At 42.1% G+C, this 17,035-nt stretch carries 17 protein-coding genes; 4 read left to right on the top strand and 13 right to left on the bottom strand.

From position 1 onward, the window contains the following. A partial coding sequence (locus Q7P67_RS13045; protein ID WP_277657359.1) for a sulfite exporter TauE/SafE family protein occupies positions 1 to 501 on the top strand: 501 nt, incomplete at its 5' end. Positions 502 to 559: 58 nt separating this feature from the next. On the opposite strand, the gene Q7P67_RS13040 is transcribed toward Q7P67_RS13045, so the two are convergent. From Q7P67_RS13040 to phnD, 7 genes are all read right to left on the bottom strand, one after another. Beyond that, the gene (locus tag Q7P67_RS13040; RefSeq protein ID WP_303852680.1) at positions 560 to 1,423 is read right to left on the bottom strand and encodes an IS3 family transposase; all 864 of its coding nucleotides are present in this window, start codon (positions 1,421 to 1,423) and stop codon (positions 560 to 562) included. A gap of 23 nt (positions 1,424 to 1,446) precedes the next feature. Next, the gene (locus Q7P67_RS13035; RefSeq protein WP_303852678.1) at positions 1,447 to 1,830 is read right to left on the bottom strand and encodes an HTH domain-containing protein; all 384 of its coding nucleotides are present in this window, start codon (positions 1,828 to 1,830) and stop codon (positions 1,447 to 1,449) included. A 124-nt stretch (positions 1,831 to 1,954) separates the two neighbouring features. Then, positions 1,955 to 5,197, bottom strand: a complete 3,243-nt coding sequence (locus tag Q7P67_RS13030) for a molybdopterin-dependent oxidoreductase (RefSeq protein ID WP_303852677.1) — start codon at positions 5,195 to 5,197, stop codon at positions 1,955 to 1,957. 18 nt (positions 5,198 to 5,215) lie between these two features. Further along, a complete protein-coding gene (locus tag Q7P67_RS13025) occupies positions 5,216 to 5,968 on the bottom strand; it encodes a 4Fe-4S dicluster domain-containing protein (RefSeq protein WP_303852676.1) in 753 nt (250 codons plus the stop codon). A 145-nt stretch (positions 5,969 to 6,113) separates the two neighbouring features. After that, complete coding sequence (locus Q7P67_RS13020) at positions 6,114 to 7,490, bottom strand: HAMP domain-containing sensor histidine kinase (protein WP_303852675.1); 1,377 nt, start codon at positions 7,488 to 7,490, stop codon at positions 6,114 to 6,116. Then, entirely contained in the window at positions 7,487 to 8,263 is a 777-nt protein-coding gene (locus Q7P67_RS13015; protein WP_303852674.1) for an alkaline phosphatase family protein, read from the bottom strand. The genes Q7P67_RS13020 and Q7P67_RS13015 overlap by 4 nt, the downstream gene beginning before the upstream one ends. After that, on the bottom strand, positions 8,260 to 9,120 hold the full coding sequence (phnD, locus tag Q7P67_RS13010; protein ID WP_303852673.1) for a phosphate/phosphite/phosphonate ABC transporter substrate-binding protein: 861 nt from the start codon (positions 9,118 to 9,120) through the stop codon (positions 8,260 to 8,262). The genes Q7P67_RS13015 and phnD overlap by 4 nt, the downstream gene beginning before the upstream one ends. Before the next feature lie 476 nt (positions 9,121 to 9,596). On the opposite strand from phnD, the gene Q7P67_RS13005 reads away from it, so the two are divergent. Then, the gene (locus Q7P67_RS13005) at positions 9,597 to 10,703 is read left to right on the top strand and encodes a hypothetical protein (protein ID WP_303852672.1); all 1,107 of its coding nucleotides are present in this window, start codon (positions 9,597 to 9,599) and stop codon (positions 10,701 to 10,703) included. 136 nt (positions 10,704 to 10,839) lie between these two features. After that, the gene (locus Q7P67_RS13000) at positions 10,840 to 11,181 is read left to right on the top strand and encodes a hypothetical protein (RefSeq protein WP_303852671.1); all 342 of its coding nucleotides are present in this window, start codon (positions 10,840 to 10,842) and stop codon (positions 11,179 to 11,181) included. Between the two features lie 9 nt (positions 11,182 to 11,190). On the opposite strand, the gene Q7P67_RS12995 is transcribed toward Q7P67_RS13000, so the two are convergent. The 6 genes from Q7P67_RS12995 to Q7P67_RS12970 all read right to left on the bottom strand — a co-directional run bounded on the left by Q7P67_RS12995 (position 11,191) and on the right by Q7P67_RS12970 (position 15,972). Then, positions 11,191 to 12,372 (bottom strand): type II toxin-antitoxin system HipA family toxin, encoded by a 1,182-nt coding sequence (locus Q7P67_RS12995; RefSeq protein WP_303852670.1) that lies wholly within the window; start codon positions 12,370 to 12,372, stop codon positions 11,191 to 11,193. A gap of 2 nt (positions 12,373 to 12,374) precedes the next feature. Further along, positions 12,375 to 12,587, bottom strand: a complete 213-nt coding sequence (locus Q7P67_RS12990; protein ID WP_303852669.1) for a type II toxin-antitoxin system Y4mF family antitoxin — start codon at positions 12,585 to 12,587, stop codon at positions 12,375 to 12,377. Between the two features lie 274 nt (positions 12,588 to 12,861). Then, entirely contained in the window at positions 12,862 to 13,620 is a 759-nt protein-coding gene (locus Q7P67_RS12985) for a hypothetical protein (RefSeq protein ID WP_303852668.1), read from the bottom strand. Between the two features lie 14 nt (positions 13,621 to 13,634). Continuing rightward, entirely contained in the window at positions 13,635 to 14,786 is a 1,152-nt protein-coding gene (locus tag Q7P67_RS12980; protein ID WP_303852679.1) for a site-specific integrase, read from the bottom strand. Continuing rightward, a complete protein-coding gene (locus Q7P67_RS12975; protein ID WP_303852667.1) occupies positions 14,786 to 15,091 on the bottom strand; it encodes a hypothetical protein in 306 nt (101 codons plus the stop codon). The genes Q7P67_RS12980 and Q7P67_RS12975 overlap by 1 nt, the downstream gene beginning before the upstream one ends. Before the next feature lie 533 nt (positions 15,092 to 15,624). Then, the gene (locus Q7P67_RS12970; RefSeq protein ID WP_303852666.1) at positions 15,625 to 15,972 is read right to left on the bottom strand and encodes a helix-turn-helix domain-containing protein; all 348 of its coding nucleotides are present in this window, start codon (positions 15,970 to 15,972) and stop codon (positions 15,625 to 15,627) included. A gap of 118 nt (positions 15,973 to 16,090) precedes the next feature. On the opposite strand from Q7P67_RS12970, the gene Q7P67_RS12965 reads away from it, so the two are divergent. Next, entirely contained in the window at positions 16,091 to 17,008 is a 918-nt protein-coding gene (locus Q7P67_RS12965; protein ID WP_303852665.1) for a hypothetical protein, read from the top strand. Positions 17,009 to 17,035: the final 27 nt, after the last annotated feature.

Here is a 17,035-nt window from a genome sequence, read left to right as displayed (position 1 = left end):
TGGGCAACCAGACTGAGGTCTGAAACGCTGTTCAGAGTGCTTTCGGTTCTTCTGGTGATGGTGGCCTTTGTCCTTTTCTTCAGTCATCAGTATAGTTTCAGCGGTCTGAATTTTCTGTCAGGCATCTATCTGGTTTTAACGGGAGCTGTCTGCGGGTTTCTGATTGGAATTTTTGCCGCTGTGATGGGTGTTGCAGGCGGAGAGCTTTTGATCCCTGCAATAGTACTGCTTTTCGGGACCGATATCAAAACTGCAGGCAGTCTTTCTCTGGCTGTCAGCATCCCCACAATGCTTATGGGGTTTGCCAGATACAGCAGAGATAAAAGTTTCACAGTTATAAGTCAGCAGAAAAGATTTCTGCTGGTGATGGCGGCTGGTTCTGTTGCCGGAGTTTTTGCAGGCGGCAAACTTCTTGGAATTGTGTCCACGGGATTTCTGATACCTCTGATGTGTCTGATACTGCTTATTTCAAGTGTTAAAATCTGGAAACACGGAAAATAAAAAAAGCCCCGCTGTTTGAACTGTCCCCCATTTTTCGGACAGTAAACAAAGCCACGGGCTAAGAATTAAGATGACGTCGGTATTCAGCCGGCGTCATCTTTTTTAATGTCCACTGTGGTCTCTCTTCATTATAATACCGGATATACTCACTAACTACTGCTTTTACTTCATCAAACGATTTACACTTTTTCAAGTCTATCTCGTCTTTCATATGACCAAAGAAACTCTCTATCGGGGCATTATCAAGGCAATTTCCTTTTCTGGACATAGACTGACTGATTCCGTATTTATTTAATATATCCCTGAATGTCTTATCTTTATAATGACTGCCTTGGTCTGAATGCATTATCAATTTGCTCCTTACAGATTCTGACAAACTGCTGACCTTACTTTCCAATCCTGAGGAAGCAAGACTCATCACTATGCTACTGCCGATATTGTAATGAACTATCTCCCTGCTGCATAAATCTTTAGTCGCTGAAAGAAATGCTCTTCTGCTGCCATGATACGGAAGATACGTTATATCCGTAGAGTAAACACTGTCTGGAGTTTCAACTCTGAACTGTCTTCCTAAAAGATTCGGAGATGTCTCATCCTCATGAATGGCTTTGTTAAATGTGTTATATTTATTCCTACGACGTATCTTTGTTGTTATCCCGTAAGTCCTCTTGAGCCTACATATCTTCTTAGTATTCATAATTATTCCGTATTTAAACTCAAGATACATCCTGATTGTTCTGATGCCTGCCTTGCCGTGAAACCTCTTATGCACTGTTCTAAGCAAATCCAAAGACAGGGAATCACGAACTATGTGCTCATGACAATGCTCTTTCCAGTAATAATAACCACTACGACTGACTTCTGCGCTAATGCAAAGAAGAGATACAGATAACTTATTGCTCTTGCTTAAAGCCTCGGATATAAGCTCATACTTAGAATTGGCTCTTATTCGCCTCTCTCCAAGGCTCGCAGCTTTTTTAGAAAATCATTCTCCGCTTCAAGATAAGCTATTCTCGCATCTTTTTCTTCAGGACTCATGTTACCGGTCTTTTTGTGACGCCCTCTCTGTTTACGGTCAGAGCTGACTGGTTTCTTGCCTGCATTACGCCAGCGTCTGAGGGCATATTTAGCATAATCTTTAGGGAAGATAGACGTATCTATACCGGATTTCGTGAATATGCTGTCTGCTGACATTCCTTCCTTGTACAGATGAAGAGCTTGCTGCTTAAACTCTTCTGTGTAAATAATATTACTGTTGACTACTTTGAGAACGTTTGGGTTACTTTCAAGTGACTGACGTTCTTCGGGGGTAAACTCACGTTCGCGCATGAACTCTCTCCTTTAAATTTAGTGTATACGAAAAAAAGCCCTTTAGCTATTCGCTAAGGGGCTTTTTATTACTGTCCAAATTTAAGGATACAGTTCATGAGCGGGGCTTTCACATGTCTGGAACTTATATTCTGACCAGTTTCACTTTTGTGTCATAGAACGACACGCTTCCCCCAACTGTGTCAAGCATACATGTGTTGCCGAGGTGCGGGTCAACCCACATTGCGGCGTTAGCGTGAACGCCTGTCGCTCTTCTGGGATCGCCTTTGATAACTCTTCCGTCAACGGTTATGTCGTGTGAGCCTGTTGCCCATTGACCGTGACCAACGGTAAAGGTTATTACTCCGGGCATAATGGCTTCCGTAACGGTGACCTTGCCCTCCATCGGCTTTTTCCATCCGTTTTTCAGATCCCACTCGCCTTTTTTGTTTGTGGCGGATGAAACCTTAACCTTGTCACCCGTTTTCAGCTTCAGCTTTGCGGCGTCTGCGGGGTTTATGATAATCGAGTTTTCAGGATAAACCTGAAGCAGCCAGTAGTTGGCTATGGTTCTCGATTTGGTCATGGTAACATCCCTGTTTGTTATCATGCTGAGGCTGTATTCTGCTGTGTCCAGACCAGCCTCTTTGGGAGTCTGACCTGTTGTGGTGACGATAGGCAGAAACTTGGCATAGCCGGGGTTCTGTTTGCCTGTGAAGGCGTTCTTTGTTCCCGCGGTCTTCTCTTCAAACAGGTTGAGAGATTTTTTGTATTGGTTGGCAACTTTGTCACCTTTGTAAATCTCACCATACTCCTGGAATCTGCCGCCTCTGTTGAGAACATAAACGACTTTGCGCCAGTTTGCTCCTGCAATCTTCTCCCATCTCTGGGGGTCGAAAACAGTTTTGGGCAAGTGCTTTCTGGATTCGAGGAAATATTTCATCTCTTCGTCGGAAGCGTCCGGAACGGGTTTGCCGTCTGTGGCGACGTTGGCAACGAAGCGGATGTAAAGGTCGTCCATACATCTGAAATCCATTCCCTCGCCCAGTCCGTTTGCGCCGAAGCCTTTCATTCCCATCTTCTCTGCCAATGCAAGCAGTGTGGATTCAAAGCTTATGGGCTGTTCAACGCCGTAAACAGTTACGGTATCGGGGATAGGCGCTATCGCGGGCTGACGTAGGGGCTGAACCTTTGAAGGCATGTTTGGGTGGCTTCCCTGCATTTCCCAACGCTCAAGGTATGTGAGGTCAGGGAAGATATAGTCCGCGTATGTGGAGTTAGGACCTACGAGTATATCCGAGCAGATATACAGCGGGAGCTTGTCCACGTCTGCCAGAACATCGATGTTGGTATGTCCTGCGGGCAGAGAATAGGTCGATGCGCCCATGTAGCTGAACAGTATCTTAACAGGATAGGGATATTTGTGACCTATCGAGGGGATAATCTCCTCGTAAACGTCACTTGAAAGCGGCCACCAGTTTCTCTTTGCGGGATATCCTGCAAACAGTGTTGAATCTTCATATTTAACACCGTGACGGATGTTTGAGACGCCGGAATATTTCAGTTTGCCTTTGGCAGACTTGCCAAAGTTAAACGGCTGCCCCTCTTTTTCGCCGGTTATGTTGTAAGCGGATGCAACTATCATTCCGCCTTTCCAGTCGTAGTTGCCCAGAAGCATGTTGAGGTTCATCGCCGCTGTGATGTTATAGAAACCGTTGGTGTGCTGTGCCGGTCCTCTGTGAACGTCTACGCAAGCCATTTTGCCGTAGCTTGTGAGTTCCTTCGCAACTTCGCTGATGGAGGATGCGGAACATCCGCAAATTTTGCCCCATTCGGCAACAGTTTTGGAAACTGCCTCTTCCTTGAGAAGCTGAAGTGATGATTTAACCTTGATTTTGCCGCCTTTGCCGTCGTCGAGAACAGTGTCAACAAACAGGTCGCCGTATACGGCGTCTTTTATAACGTCGCCGTTATAATCCACAACCACGGGCTTTCCGTTCACCATTGCGGTGAGATATTCCAGAGTATGCTCTTTGCCGTCTTTGTCTGTAACTTTGGCGTTTTCTATAAGACCAAGCTCGGAAGCTCTGAGGAATTTTGTTGCGTTGCCTTTATCGTCGATTTTAACCAGCAGGGGCGCATTGCTCCATGTGGGCTCGGTCAGAGCATCGGCGGCGGGCTTGTTTGCGCAGGACAGATACTTTGCATCAAACTTGTTATTAGTGAACATCCAGTTCATGATACCAAGGAAGAGCGCGGCATCTGTGCCGGGTTTAACGGGCAGATAGTATTTCGCTTTAGATGCAAGCTTGCTGAATCTGGGGTCTGCGACTGCAATCTTAAGGTCGCCGTTTGCAAGTCTTTCGGTCATACGAACAGTTCTGTTGGTGGGTCCGTAGTTCGCATCGAACAGGTTTGCGCCGACAAAAAGAACGAACTTCGAGTTAGCTACATCGCCCTGGAAATAGAACTTCTGTCCATCGGTGAACTTGTTATAGTTATACTGCTCGCTGAGCGCTTTACATGCAAAATAGAGCGAACCCTGACAAACGGTTGTGTGTCCGTGGGTGTTTGTTGTGCCGTAATAGTCGTTGAAGAAGCGCTTGAAGAATTCCGCGCGTCCCGCCTTCTTACGTCCCCACATGTAGACAACCTGATTGTTCTTTGCTCCCATATCGGGGTGTTCGGGGTCTATAAGATATTGAATAAGATCGGGGTTTTCCGCTTTAAAATCGGCAACCGCCTTCTTTTTGTCCTTCTCTTTGAAAATCTTTTCGATTGCGGTTTCGAGACGCTTGGAAGTCGCTTCGTCTCTGACAGCCCAAAGGTCGTTAAGTCCCTCGACAGTTCTGTTCTCTTCGCCTGCAACGCCTGCGAAAAGCTTTCCGCCGTTAACGATTTCGCTCACAGCCTGATCAAAGGGAACAGCAACCCATTTGCCTTCTCCCCTTTTGCCTGCGCGCTTAAGGACTTTTTTGATACGGTAGGGGTCGTAAGCTATCTGAACACCCGCCTGACCTTTAGGGCAGATGGGGGCGTCGATTCTTGCGGCATCTTTTAAGCCTGTCGCCATAGAAAGGTTCGGAACCATGTTGAACGGGCTATATGGGTTTCCGTCAATTTTAACGCCGAAACCGTCCTGAACCTTAACCTTGATTCCGCAGCCTGTGTTACACTGAAGGCAGACAGTGTATATCATGTTCTCCGCTTTGGAGAAGTCGTAATTTCCGCCCGCTTCTGCGGCATGTGCCGTGTTTGTCTTAAATGCGATGTCCATCCCCGAAGCCAGCATAGCTCCGCCGAGGATTGCCGAACAGCCCTGAATGAACTGTCTTCTGGTGGTTCCTTTCTCTTCGTTTTCTATTTCAATGAGTTCTTTGTTTTCCATTGTTCCACCTCGTCCTGATTAAAGTATGTAGAATACACGGGGTTTTGTTTTGGAAGCACCGAATACAGCCTTACCCGTTTTAGGCTTCGCGTCGGGTATGCTCTGTATGGTCACGGTAGTGCTTGCCATCATCATCTTTGAGATAAGGCTTTCGGAGTCGTTCAGATCACCGAAATAGGTCGCACGACCGATGCAGGTTGTCACGCACATGGGGAGCATGCCGTCTTTCAGTCTGTGGAGACAGAAGGAGCATTTGCGCACGTTGCTCATGGGCGCTTTGCCGTCGGTTCTCTGCCATTTTCCGTCGTATTCCGGGAAGGTGCGCAGTTCGTAAGGCTGAACTTTGATGTTTTCAGTGTAGTAGTTGCTTCCGTCCATGGTTCTGGCTTTGTAAGGACATGCCTCGACACAGAGTCCGCAGCTTATACATTCTGCGGCATTGAGCATAACCAGTCCGTTTTCGGTGCTTTTGTATGTCGCCTTGCCGTTTGTGGGGCAGACAGGAACGCAGGGAGGTGCGTCGCAATGCTGGCAGGGACGGGGTACGAAATCCATTTTAACTTTAGGATATTTTCCGCTTGTCATCTCGAATACGGGTCGATAGATGACATTGGGCGGCAAAACGTTTTCAGACATGCAGCCAACCGTGCAGGCGTGACAGCCGACACATTTCTTTGTGCTGATGAGCATAGCCCATCTGACGGTTCTTGACGGTTTTGCAAGAGCTCTTGCGAGGTCTTCCTGCATGGTCAATAAAATATCTTTTTCCATTAACATGCCTCCGGATAATTGATACGCTATAATATCAATAGACATGCCAATCTCGACTTCACTGATAAATAAGTGGAATTAGAATTTGGACGGTATTTTTACGCTATTTTCAGTACAGAAACTGTACTATGATTGTAAGAAAACTTTACACCAAGGGCCTCTTCGGAAGCTTTATGACAAACTTCGCACCCCTGCTCTGCTTTTCAGATATCTTAACCGATGCACCCATCGCGTCGGCTATGGTTGCGCAGATGGCAAGCCCCAGCCCCGAACCCGTGGGCTTAGTGGTGTAGAAAGGGAGCATAACCTTGGCGATGTCCTCCTCTTTGAAACCGCAACCGTCGTCTTCATATTCGATATCTATGCTGTCTTCTGTTTCGCCGAATGAGCAGAGTATTTTTGATGCGCCCGCCTCTGCGGAGTTGTTGAGCAGAATCGTGAAAATCTGAGAGACCTTGTCCTTGTCGGCGGCAATCTGCGGGTCGCTCTCCGCCGCAAATACAATGTCCAGACTCCTGAACACCTTGCGATACGTCTGCCCTTTGATAAACTCTATAAGAGCCGACAGCCTGATTTCGTCGTAGCGCAGGTTTACAGGCTTCGAATAGTCCAGAAACTCGTTCAGCCTGAAAACCAGCCTGTCCGCCTCGCGGCGGATTACTGCAAAATCCTCCTGCCACTGAGAATTATCCTCCACTTCCGCCGAAACGTTATCAATTATCAGGCTAATCGCCATTATCGGGTTCTTAAGCTCATGGGCAAGACCCGCCGACATTGTACCCAGATATGCCAGACGCTCGCCCCTATGTATCTCTTTCTGCTGTTCGCCGATGCGATCGATTGAATCTTTCAGCCTGTAGGAGAGCTTTTCAATCACATTCCGCAGGTTTCTGGTCTCCCCCGATGCATATTCTGATATGCTGAATTTATACGGCAGTTCCAGAACGTCCAGATTTGCAATCTGGCGCGAGAGGTCGTTTATCGGCTTTGTCATGCGGGCGGCGATGGCGACACCAGTTAATGCCCCCATAATTACCACAACGATATTTATCAGAAAAAGTTCTGCCAGCCTTCCCGTTATCTGACGGATAATTGATTCTCTGTTTATGTAAAACGTTATTTTTCCAAGGATGTTTTCACCTGCACTTATCTGTTTTGTGAGGGTGATGGGGCTTATGGTCGATGTCAGGTTTTCGGGTCGAACCCGCGCATCGGTCATATATTCTCCGTCAGCACCGAAAACAGCTATATTGTCGATATGTGGGATAGTCTGCGAAACTGTTTCTATCATCGTAAAAAGTGAATAGATGTCATCCGTTATGATGGATTCAGCAAGATCCGACGACATGATTTTATGCTGCGAATCGATATATTTTTCCGCAGTGGAAAATGACGAGGAATACTCAAAAAAGAAAATGACTACCATATTGATTAATACGGTGGCAAACGCAAGAGAACTTATGAGCAGAGCGGTTCTTTTGCTCAGGCTGTTGGGTATGAGCTTGAATATGAGTTTTTTCAAAATTCAGACTCAATATATTTTTTCAGACCGTCAATTTTAAGGGCTGATTCCGGTATATCGTTTATCTTTTTCAGAGAAGAATATACAGCCAGAGGGCGTTTTAAGTCTTCGGGATGGTCTGAACCGTGTATTTTGTCATGGCCGGCATGGTCGGATGTGACTATTATAAGTACAGACGGGCTTTCCATAGCCTTTTTGAATAGCGCTCCGAGCTGTTCGTCTATGAACCGGAACTCGTCTATGTATTCTGCTGACATCCAGCCAGATATCGGACCTTCCGTATCAAGTCCGCTTATGTGAAGAAAGATGAACTGCTTCTTAGAAGTATCAAGGACTTCCGCAGTCTTTTCAACGGCTTCATCCTTTGCAAATATCTCCGTATCTGTGGCAGAGTTTTTAAGGTAGCCCAGCTTTTGTTTACTGTATATCAGGAAAGTCTGATAGCCTTTGTTTTTTGCAGTTGAAAGCAGGGTGGATTTGCTGACTGTCGGCTCACCGGTCTGCCAGACATTGTCTGTTTTTCCGTTTTCTGACGGTTTAAGACCTGTCAGCATTGCGGTATGTGCTATAAGGGTTTTCGGCGGATTCGTGCTTGTTGCTAAAGGACTGTAAGCTCCATTATCGGCAAGTGACATTATATTGGGAGAGTTCACTTTTGAAACAGCGTCCGGATGCAGTGCGTCGATGGATATCAGCAGCACTGTCCGGTATTCTGCGGCAAAGCAGAATGATGTTGTCAGAATTAATACATTAAGAAGGATAAATTTTTTCATTTTTTACTGCCTGAGTAGAAACGGTCGATCTCAGCTTTCATATCGGATATTACCTTATAATCGCTTAGGCTTGCGTTCACGAATCTGTCAACATGGAGTTTTTTCAGTATCTCAGCACCTTTCGGGTCTTTGTGCATATTAAGCATCAGATATTTAAGAGAGTCGTATGTTGCAGAGTTCATGCCTGATGCTGCAACGAAAGGAGGGGATATCATCTCCGGGGATCTGTGGATAATTCTGATGTTTCTGACTGCCTGGGGGGCTTTTTTTCTGATTATTTCAAAGATAAGACTGTCAACCGCCGCCGCCTGAACCACCCCTTTGTTTACCAGATAGATGGATTTGTCATGACTTTTGGTGTAATAGACTTTTTTAAACACTTTTTCTGGAGCCTGTTTAAAAGTGCGTATGGTGAGGAACGACGGGTACAGAGTGCCGCTGTTGGACAGGCGGTCTGTGAATGCGAATGTTTTCCCCTGGAGGTCTTTAACCGTATTGATTCCGTATGCCTTATTAGCAATGATGAATGACTGATATGAGTGTTCCCCGTTCATCTCAGGAACTGCGAGAACACGTATTTTTGCATTGTTGAGATAGGGCAAAGCACCTGTGCAGACAGATGCGAAGTCCACCTCATTTTCTGTTATCATACGGTTCATTTCATCGTAATCTCTCTTTATGACAGGGGTTATTGTTTTATTCAGTTTGTCTGCCAGATAGTCGTTCAGTTCTCTGTAAAGGTTCAGCGATTCTTCCGGTGAAACTATGGAAGCGATACCGAATTTGAGCTGTTCAGCATTGACGGTCAGAGATATAAAAAGACAGATTATGAAAGTTGCCGTTTTTAAAATGCTCATGCTGCTGTTCCCCCTTCCGTTTGTGTCAGTTATTTTTGAAATAGCAGAAATATTTTTAACATACAAGTATTACATGATTTTTATCAAAGCCTGTCTGACGATTGACTTCTGTGAAAAAGTTCAGGTAATTTTGCTAGATTCGGAGTTCCTGCCGTATGTTGTTTCTTATTTGAGGTGTGCAATTCTTTTGCAACTTCTGTATACCATTTGGCATTCTCCTTAGGTTGAGAAATCAGTGCATCTGCAATCTGATTCATCACCCGAATGATTTGACAGTAAAAATGGAGGCGGTGTTCACTGAATTTAAGTTATAAGCTATTGTAGTTATATGGTGATGATTTTTTTGATTACCCAACAGATACCCATTTAATATTTTGGTATTAAATACAATTCTCAGTAGTTCGCTAATGCTACATTTGCTACAATTTATGTAATTATCTATTTTATCAACATGTATTATTTGAATGAGGCTATAAGTGGCTACGATAGTTGAGTCCAGAGTGATTGACCTTACAAAGTACGAAGATTGGTGTTTGATTGTGTTGACGGGGGTATTGACAACACCATCCATGCGAATTGGATTCCATTCTGATGATTTCTATATACTGCGATTATCTGAGTTTAATAATAATAGTGTTAGAATACAAGATGCTATAGAAATTTCTTGTAAATCTTTTGGACTAAATCATGTTTATGAATTAGTGACTGATTTTGACCCTGTTTTGTTGTTTATTCCATTAATGGACAGTAGTTCAGAATCTTTAAAGAGTGCGTTAGAGTACTTTGATATTGCATTACATTTTATAAATCAAAGATATAGGTGGTCAATATTTAAATATTTGCAATGGGATAGAGATCATGGGCTTGCAGTAGGAGTTGTTTGTTCCAGTAAAGGACTTGTTCCGATTGAATCCAAAAAAAAAGATTTCTCTGCTATTATTAAGCCAATTGAGAATGATTTTTGGGCTTGGATGATTTCTTGTGGTTGTAGAGACCAGTTGCCTGAGGTAGCTTTCAAATTTTTTCAGTCTTCAGAGTGGAGAAGGCAGGCTACTTTAGCTGGTAATTCTACACAGAGATTTCTCTTTAACTGGCTTGCAATCGAAAGTATGATGCTGGCGCATGAATATAATGAAAGTGCATTCATAAGAAGATTATGCTGTTTAGTTGGTTATCCGAGAGGAGCTGACTCCAAAAAAATTAGAGATAATGAAACTTTGAATTTTGTTTATCCATGCAGTGATGGTAATAGCAAGAAATGGGTTAGTGCTATAAAAGAAATGAATGAGACGCGCTGTAAAATTGTCCATCAAGGAGTTTCAGAGGTAAATTCTGTTTTTTTAACTAGTAGAAAATTAGACTGGTTTTCATTGATACTGACAAAAATGTACATGCTTATATCAAAATGTGTTATTGAGATTTCATGTAATAAAGAGACTAAAGATATAAACATAGGTGAATTTTGGGATAAAAATGTGTTGGAGCTTTTATACGATAAAGAGATTGGTATTCTATTGCAATATCCAGATGACACTATTTTGGAAATGGATTGGGAAAAAGTGGATTTAAACAGGTTAATTTAATTTTTGAATAAACAAATTTTTTTATAATAATGAGGATTTTTATGATGAACAAGCTATTAGATAGCCTCAAAGAGAAAATAATAACAGGAATTGTTTCTGGAATTGTATTGTTTTTCCTTTGGGATATAAACAATTAATGCCTGATTTTATAATAAAAATGAAACCTATGATTGTCGATTATTTTAGTAAAGAGTCTTTACTCGTTTTTATAATGATGCTTCTGCTTTTGGTTTTTATACTGCTGGTTTTGGTTTATGTACTAAGAAAAACAGATATGGTTTTGAAGTATGGTATTTTTTGGGACAAAAATAATAATCCTCATTGTCCAAGTTGTAAAATACCACTTAACATTTACGGTGAATATACAATAGGTAATGGGTTTTATTGTGAGAGTTGTAAAGCAGTTTACCCAATGGCTGATAGAGGATTTGAGTTTTCAGTATCTAAAGCGAGAAAAATAATGAATAAAATGAAATAATGTTGCGTACTATATTGTTTCTTCAATCCATTTTTTTCGCTGATTATACTTTTCCTGAATTTGACGTTTGATTTCAGAGTCTTTGACCACATTAAAGTCAATTTTTTGGGTTATATCTTTGAATACTGTTTGAATTAGACGAAAGTTTACGTCTAAGTCTTTGGCGTATTCTATCCAATCCTCTTTTGTCAGGTGACCGGGGTTAACCTGTTCTCCGATAGAGATTGCCATTTCAACACTGAAGTCATAAATATCAGTGCAGACAATATCATAAAATGGTGCGAGGCTTACTTTGTTGCCCGACTCTATATCATCATAAAGCAGTGATATATTTTTCAGGTGTGCGTCTGCATTGCCTATCAAATAGTTAAACAGGGTCCATTTTATTATTGAAAGTATGTCCAGCACCGGTGATTTACAATGTTTCTTTATGATGTCGGCAATCTGCTTATATTCACCATGATATTTTTTGTCTCTTGGCAGACCAAGGCATTGAGTGAAATCTTCCTGATGAAGACGGATAATTTTACCGTTGTCCGGTTTTCTGTCATATCTTTTCACCAGCAAAGCTTTTCTGTCTCCAATAGTAATGATTTCTGAATCAACAGTGTTTAAGCCAATAGATTTTGCCAGTGTCAGACAGGTGTGCTCGTTCTCTTCCAGATATTCAAGTTTGTTATCGTATACCGGTTTAATAATATGAGTACTGGCAGCTGTGTCCTCAGGTAGGTAGAAATCCTTGCCGTCATACATTACAGGCAGTTTCGGTTGTGCGCCAGCCAGCGACATTCTGGTTCTGACGTCGGATGCAAATGGTTTTCTGGGCAGTTCGTTGAGAATGGTTTCAAGCTCGTCCAGAGTCAGTTGTCTATATGAGCTTTCTGATAAGAAATTGTTGTCGTTTTCTGAAAAATATAGAGCACCTGCACAGTCGCCGCCGAGTTTACTCAGTAGCCCGAATGTATCTTTAGGCGAAAGCCGATGATATTGTGCGATAACCTTTAGTTGTTCTTCTTCGGGGAGGAGGCCGGTAAAGAAATTGTAGACGGTTTCTTTATCTGTTGCTGCGTCTAACGGCATGGAACATGATATTTGTATATTGTCAGCATATTCAAATGAGTAATCTTCATAGAGTTGACCTACGAGTCTTAGTCCATTTTTACCGGGAATGCTGACATTTAAATGTTTCATTTTTAGCCTCTGCTTTCGGCGGAGATATCGATACCAAGGTTAGATGCAATTTTTATAGCATAGCCTATTCTGGCTGATTCCTTGCCTCTCTCAAGTTCCGATATGAATCGCAGACCCACACCGCTTAACTGTGCAAGCTGTGTTTGAGTTAATCCTAATTCTTTGCGCTTTTTGCGGATAATTGTTCCAAAGTCTTTACTGTTGAGTATTTGCATGATTATCCTCTTCGGTAAAATATAGCCTAGGAATTAGTAAAAAGCAAATGTTTTTACCGAAAGGGATAATGATGTGTTGTTAGGTATGAATTCTCCCTTTCGGGAAAACATTGTCCTTTGTTGGAATACAATATGTAAGATTTATAGCGAAACAGTATGCGCTTGGACAAAAGACAATTGTTAAATTTATTATGTCGTATGTTGTTTATAGTAAATCTATTTAATAGATAGGCGAGATTTGTTCTACTGAATCTCTCAGTAATTGCGAGATAATTTATCTCGCCTTTTCTACCATGTAAATCAATCGTGCTTCACTACTTGCAGGCTTTATATCACCATAACTTTCGTATCTTATTATTTTATTCAAATTGGTAAATAACAGGGCAGGGAAGCTGTCAATGGTTTGGGATTTGTCCAATAGGATACGTTGCGCTAACTCCACGCTCCCGAATTGATTTCCGTCTCTTGTCATTTTAAAGCTGAAACCATTACCTCGATAACACTTAGCGTTTCCCATTGCTTTGATAAACATTGATGTCAGCACAAGATTGTCATCAATATCATTATGTTCTTTAGCCAGTTTCAGTGAAGATTCCATCATCTCAACGGTTTTAACAAGTAAACCACAAACATAACTATACTGCCCCGCAAGAGAGTCCGGTGCCGAAATAAACTGCCTATAGAGTTTTTTATCATCTAAAATAGCCTTCAAAAGCGTTTGACAATACTCATCTGTTACATTTGCAAGAAGCCCGGTCAGCCTGTCTGAATATTCTTTCAGCATGATATTCATGCCTTTTCTTATCTCAGACACAACGATGTCAGCTTTTCCTCTGTTTTTTCTGTAATGACCATCGATACTGACATCTGAATATTCTTCCAGAAGTTTTGAGTATATTTCAGCATCTCTGTAACAATAAGCCATAAACTGACCTTTATTGCCTGAAACCATCATTTCAAGAAAAGCATCTTTGCGTTGTGAGCTCACTAGCATTTTATAAATTACAGTAAACTCACCCAAATATTTATTCATAACTGCCAGCCCTCTTAGAGTTCATCAAATAGCTTCCCGATAATTGAACCGTCTTGTCTGGTTTTACTGGGCACATACCTTGCATACTTCAAAAGTGTGGTTTTAATATTTGAGTGTCCGAGAGTTTTAGAAACCCAAAAAGGATCCTCGCCATTCTTAATGGCTAAAGATGCAAAAGTGTGGCGGAGTTGGTATGCAGGTCTGTGTTTCAGTTCCTTCAACTTCATAATAACATGATATTTCTGTCTGAAGTTTTCCCAGCATATTCTTCTGTTTAACATGTTTGTAAAAACATACTCACTTTTGCCCTTCGATATCAATTCTTGTTCTTTGATAAGCTGATATAACGGCTTGTTCATGTCTATATCTCGTGCGCTTGATTCAGTCTTCAGATCAGTTTTTTCGCCAAGAACGAATCCTTCTCTAATAAGTATCTTCTGATTGTCCCAATCAATCCTTTCCCATTTCAAAGCAACAGCTTCATTGGGTCGGCATCCTGAAAAAGCAAGAAATGCAACGAAGTTGTAATAGTGAGGGAAACGCTCGCGGAAACCATTAAAAAGGGCTTTCAGCTCTTCCTCGTTGAATGGGTAAATATCAACTCGCTCATTCCGAAGTAGTTTGATTTTCTTGAACGGATTCTTTTCAAGCTTTCCGTCTTCATAGAGGTCTTTAAACATTCCCATTATGCTGTAGATTTTCTTATTGATTACCGAGTTTTTCAACTTTCCACGCATGTATTGAACCATCCGAAGCAAATCATCTTCTGTTACATCACAAAGACGACGGTCACCTATGATAGGGTCGATATAATTTTTGAAAAACGAAAGCCATGTTCTCCTACTGTTTTTGACAATGTGTACTTTTCTGCCAAGCCAAATAGGAAAGAACTCAGCAACCGTCATGAGATATGTGTTGTCCTGCTCAACGTCTTTATCTGTTTTCTTCGGTTGAAACTTTTCGTTATCAGGAAATATAGCGGCAAGATCAGCTTGCTTAACTCCGAGCCTTTCAAATTCAATCTCGGTATTTATTCTATTAAGAGTCATCTCTGCAAATTTCCTGTTTTTGGGCGTGTCCTGTAGCCTCAAATAAATCCGATGCCTTTCCTGCCCATATACAAAATCAATGAATAGTTTTTTGTTTTTTGTTCCAATAAAGCCCATCACGCACACCTCTTTGAATAGAATTTATTTTCAAGATATTCCCTGAGTGCCGGCCAACTGAAAATCCATTTGCCATCGATTTTGTTAAAATGATAACGCTCTTCAAGCTTGCCCCTTTCAATCATCTTTCTTGTAGCCTGCTGGGTATAGGGCCACTTGCCACTCTCGGAAAGCTCCTTCAGGGTTACAAACTCTTTTTCAGGCGCTATCAGCTTGTCGTTCATAACCTTTTCCAGTTCAGCCATTCTGGCTGTAAGCTTCTTGTTCGTAATGGATATTTCTTCTAGAATCTGCTCAAGATACATAACAACCTCCTAAAAATACTTTCGGTAAACCGAAAGACTATAAGAGAACTATACTTTCGATTATCCGAAAGCGCAAGAGAAAAGTTGCGGTTTCCCGAAAATAAATGTATAAATTAGTCATGATAGACGTTAGATTAAAAAACGATTGCTTAGAAGAATTGAGAAAAAAGTATAACACCAACACGTTAGGCAAGTTACTCAATTACGAAACTGCTTTCAAACTTCTTAAAGAAGGTAATGCAAATATCACTATGAGGAATTTCTGCAAGTTATGCGAACTCATGGGGTGGCCATTGCCGGATGAAGTTGAAATATCAGACTCGGATGAATAAATCACTAATTTGCATTATTGACAATTTTATTTTATAAATTATGATGTATAGTACATAAGGAGGACATTATGGAACTGATTACATCACCAATCTTTATTTTCCTCATGATTGTAGGAGTACTTGGAATAGGCGCACAACTGCTGTTGAATAGCAGACATAAGCAAAAGAATAAATAAGAGAAGGCTTCGGCTTTCTCTTTTTTTATATCAGCTTATCGAGTTCTGAAAGTATTCCGGTAACCGCCGCCTTCTTCCCGCTGTCGGCAGTCTCAAGCCTCTTCTGTAGCTTCTGCAACGTTTCATCAGCAAGAAAGTCAGTCTCAGGCATCAACAGCCTTTCAACGTTCACGCCCAATCTCTCGGACAGACTAAGAAGTATTGCAACGGTGGGATTCGCTTTGCCGGTTTCCAGATGTGACACATAGGTGGGATGTAGCCCAGCAAGCTCAGCCAACCTCTCCTGAGAGTAGCCCTTACCCTTGCGCAGCTTCTTGATATTTACAGCTAGAATTTCCATGAATTCAGTCATTTTGGCTTCGTTTATTTCCATACGGAAATATATTATTTTTCCAAAACGATAAACATAGATGATACTACATCATAATTGACTTTATTTGCCTGTTACTCTATATTTCTATTCATTCTATGTATTATATTACGAGGTGAACATGAAAAGGTTGCTTTTAGTCATGGTACTATGTATCTGCTCAGCTCTCTCTTATGCTGAAGATGCAGTCACTCAATACGACCTCTCTTCAGAACTTGCCACAAAGAACATCCTTGTTCCTGCCAAAGGATACGGGGATGTCGCATTTACACAGGACGATATAGCCAATATGGTTGGACAGAGGCTTGCATCATATTCTTCGATGCAGAAGTTCTATAAGTTCATGTACAACGAGCATGTGGAGGGCTGGACAGGTGTGCGCGGGACGAAGTCTCCTGAAGGCAATTTCATCTCTCTGGCATACTTCGGCAACCACAGCATAAAACCCATAGGAACTAACAGAACGGCTTATACAGAGGCAAAGCTGCCCTATTACATCCAGAACAACAAGATGGCATTAACACTGCCTACCAAGTTCGCAGAAGTGATGAGCAGAGGCTTTTCATTGTTTGGGCCGAAACCGATGGATACATCTACCAACATCAAATACGACATCCAGAACGCATTTGATGCCATCAAAGAGAACGACAGCTACTGCGCTGTCTATACTCTCAAGGATTCATTCCAGTACAACGGCAAGCTGGATAATCTGACAAGCATCATCAGGAACTCCAACAAGTACGTAAACGTATTCAATGGCGAGAAAAGAGACAGCCTGAAATACATCATAACCTATATGTTCCCCACTCTTGAGCCTGAGCTTTATAAGCAGTGCATCGACAACACGGGCGACGACCCTGTGCTTATCAAGTCTGATTACGTCGCTTATCAGTACAAGCTGGAAGCCTACCCCTATATGGCAGGTTACAGGATAACCTACGAGCTTAAAATCCCATACTTCGTACAGGGCGACGGCAAACTTATCAATTCCGAGGTCATAGAGGAAACGAAGCAGATTATAAGGACCACTTTGAAATAGGAGGATATCGTGAAAGTATTTATTATC

This window comes from Seleniivibrio woodruffii (genome assembly GCF_029267515.1).
Classification (GTDB): domain Bacteria; phylum Chrysiogenota; class Deferribacteres; order Deferribacterales; family Geovibrionaceae; genus Seleniivibrio; species Seleniivibrio woodruffii_A.
The sequence above is the reverse complement of the archived record's forward strand: the minus strand, read 5'-3'. Positions and strand labels throughout refer to the sequence as shown.

What these genes read in the sequence shown, in the direction of transcription:
- Q7P67_RS12970 (WP_303852666.1), bottom strand. Translation starts at nt 15,972, where the DNA reads ATGGAAATAAACGAAGCCAAAATGACTGAATTCATGGAAATTCTAGCT.
- phnD (WP_303852673.1), bottom strand. Translation starts at nt 9,120, where the DNA reads ATGAGCATTTTAAAAACGGCAACTTTCATAATCTGTCTTTTTATATCT.
- Q7P67_RS13030 (WP_303852677.1), bottom strand. Translation starts at nt 5,197, where the DNA reads ATGGAAAACAAAGAACTCATTGAAATAGAAAACGAAGAGAAAGGAACC.
- Q7P67_RS13025 (WP_303852676.1), bottom strand. Translation starts at nt 5,968, where the DNA reads ATGGAAAAAGATATTTTATTGACCATGCAGGAAGACCTCGCAAGAGCT.
- Q7P67_RS12965 (WP_303852665.1), top strand. Translation starts at nt 16,091, where the DNA reads ATGAAAAGGTTGCTTTTAGTCATGGTACTATGTATCTGCTCAGCTCTC.
- Q7P67_RS12980 (WP_303852679.1), bottom strand. Translation starts at nt 14,786, where the DNA reads ATGGGCTTTATTGGAACAAAAAACAAAAAACTATTCATTGATTTTGTA.
- Q7P67_RS12995 (WP_303852670.1), bottom strand. Translation starts at nt 12,372, where the DNA reads ATGAAACATTTAAATGTCAGCATTCCCGGTAAAAATGGACTAAGACTC.
- Q7P67_RS13015 (WP_303852674.1), bottom strand. Translation starts at nt 8,263, where the DNA reads ATGAAAAAATTTATCCTTCTTAATGTATTAATTCTGACAACATCATTC.
- Q7P67_RS12985 (WP_303852668.1), bottom strand. Translation starts at nt 13,620, where the DNA reads ATGAATAAATATTTGGGTGAGTTTACTGTAATTTATAAAATGCTAGTG.
- Q7P67_RS12990 (WP_303852669.1), bottom strand. Translation starts at nt 12,587, where the DNA reads ATGCAAATACTCAACAGTAAAGACTTTGGAACAATTATCCGCAAAAAG.
- Q7P67_RS12975 (WP_303852667.1), bottom strand. Translation starts at nt 15,091, where the DNA reads ATGTATCTTGAGCAGATTCTAGAAGAAATATCCATTACGAACAAGAAG.
- Q7P67_RS13000 (WP_303852671.1), top strand. Translation starts at nt 10,840, where the DNA reads ATGCCTGATTTTATAATAAAAATGAAACCTATGATTGTCGATTATTTT.
- Q7P67_RS13035 (WP_303852678.1), bottom strand. Translation starts at nt 1,830, where the DNA reads ATGCGCGAACGTGAGTTTACCCCCGAAGAACGTCAGTCACTTGAAAGT.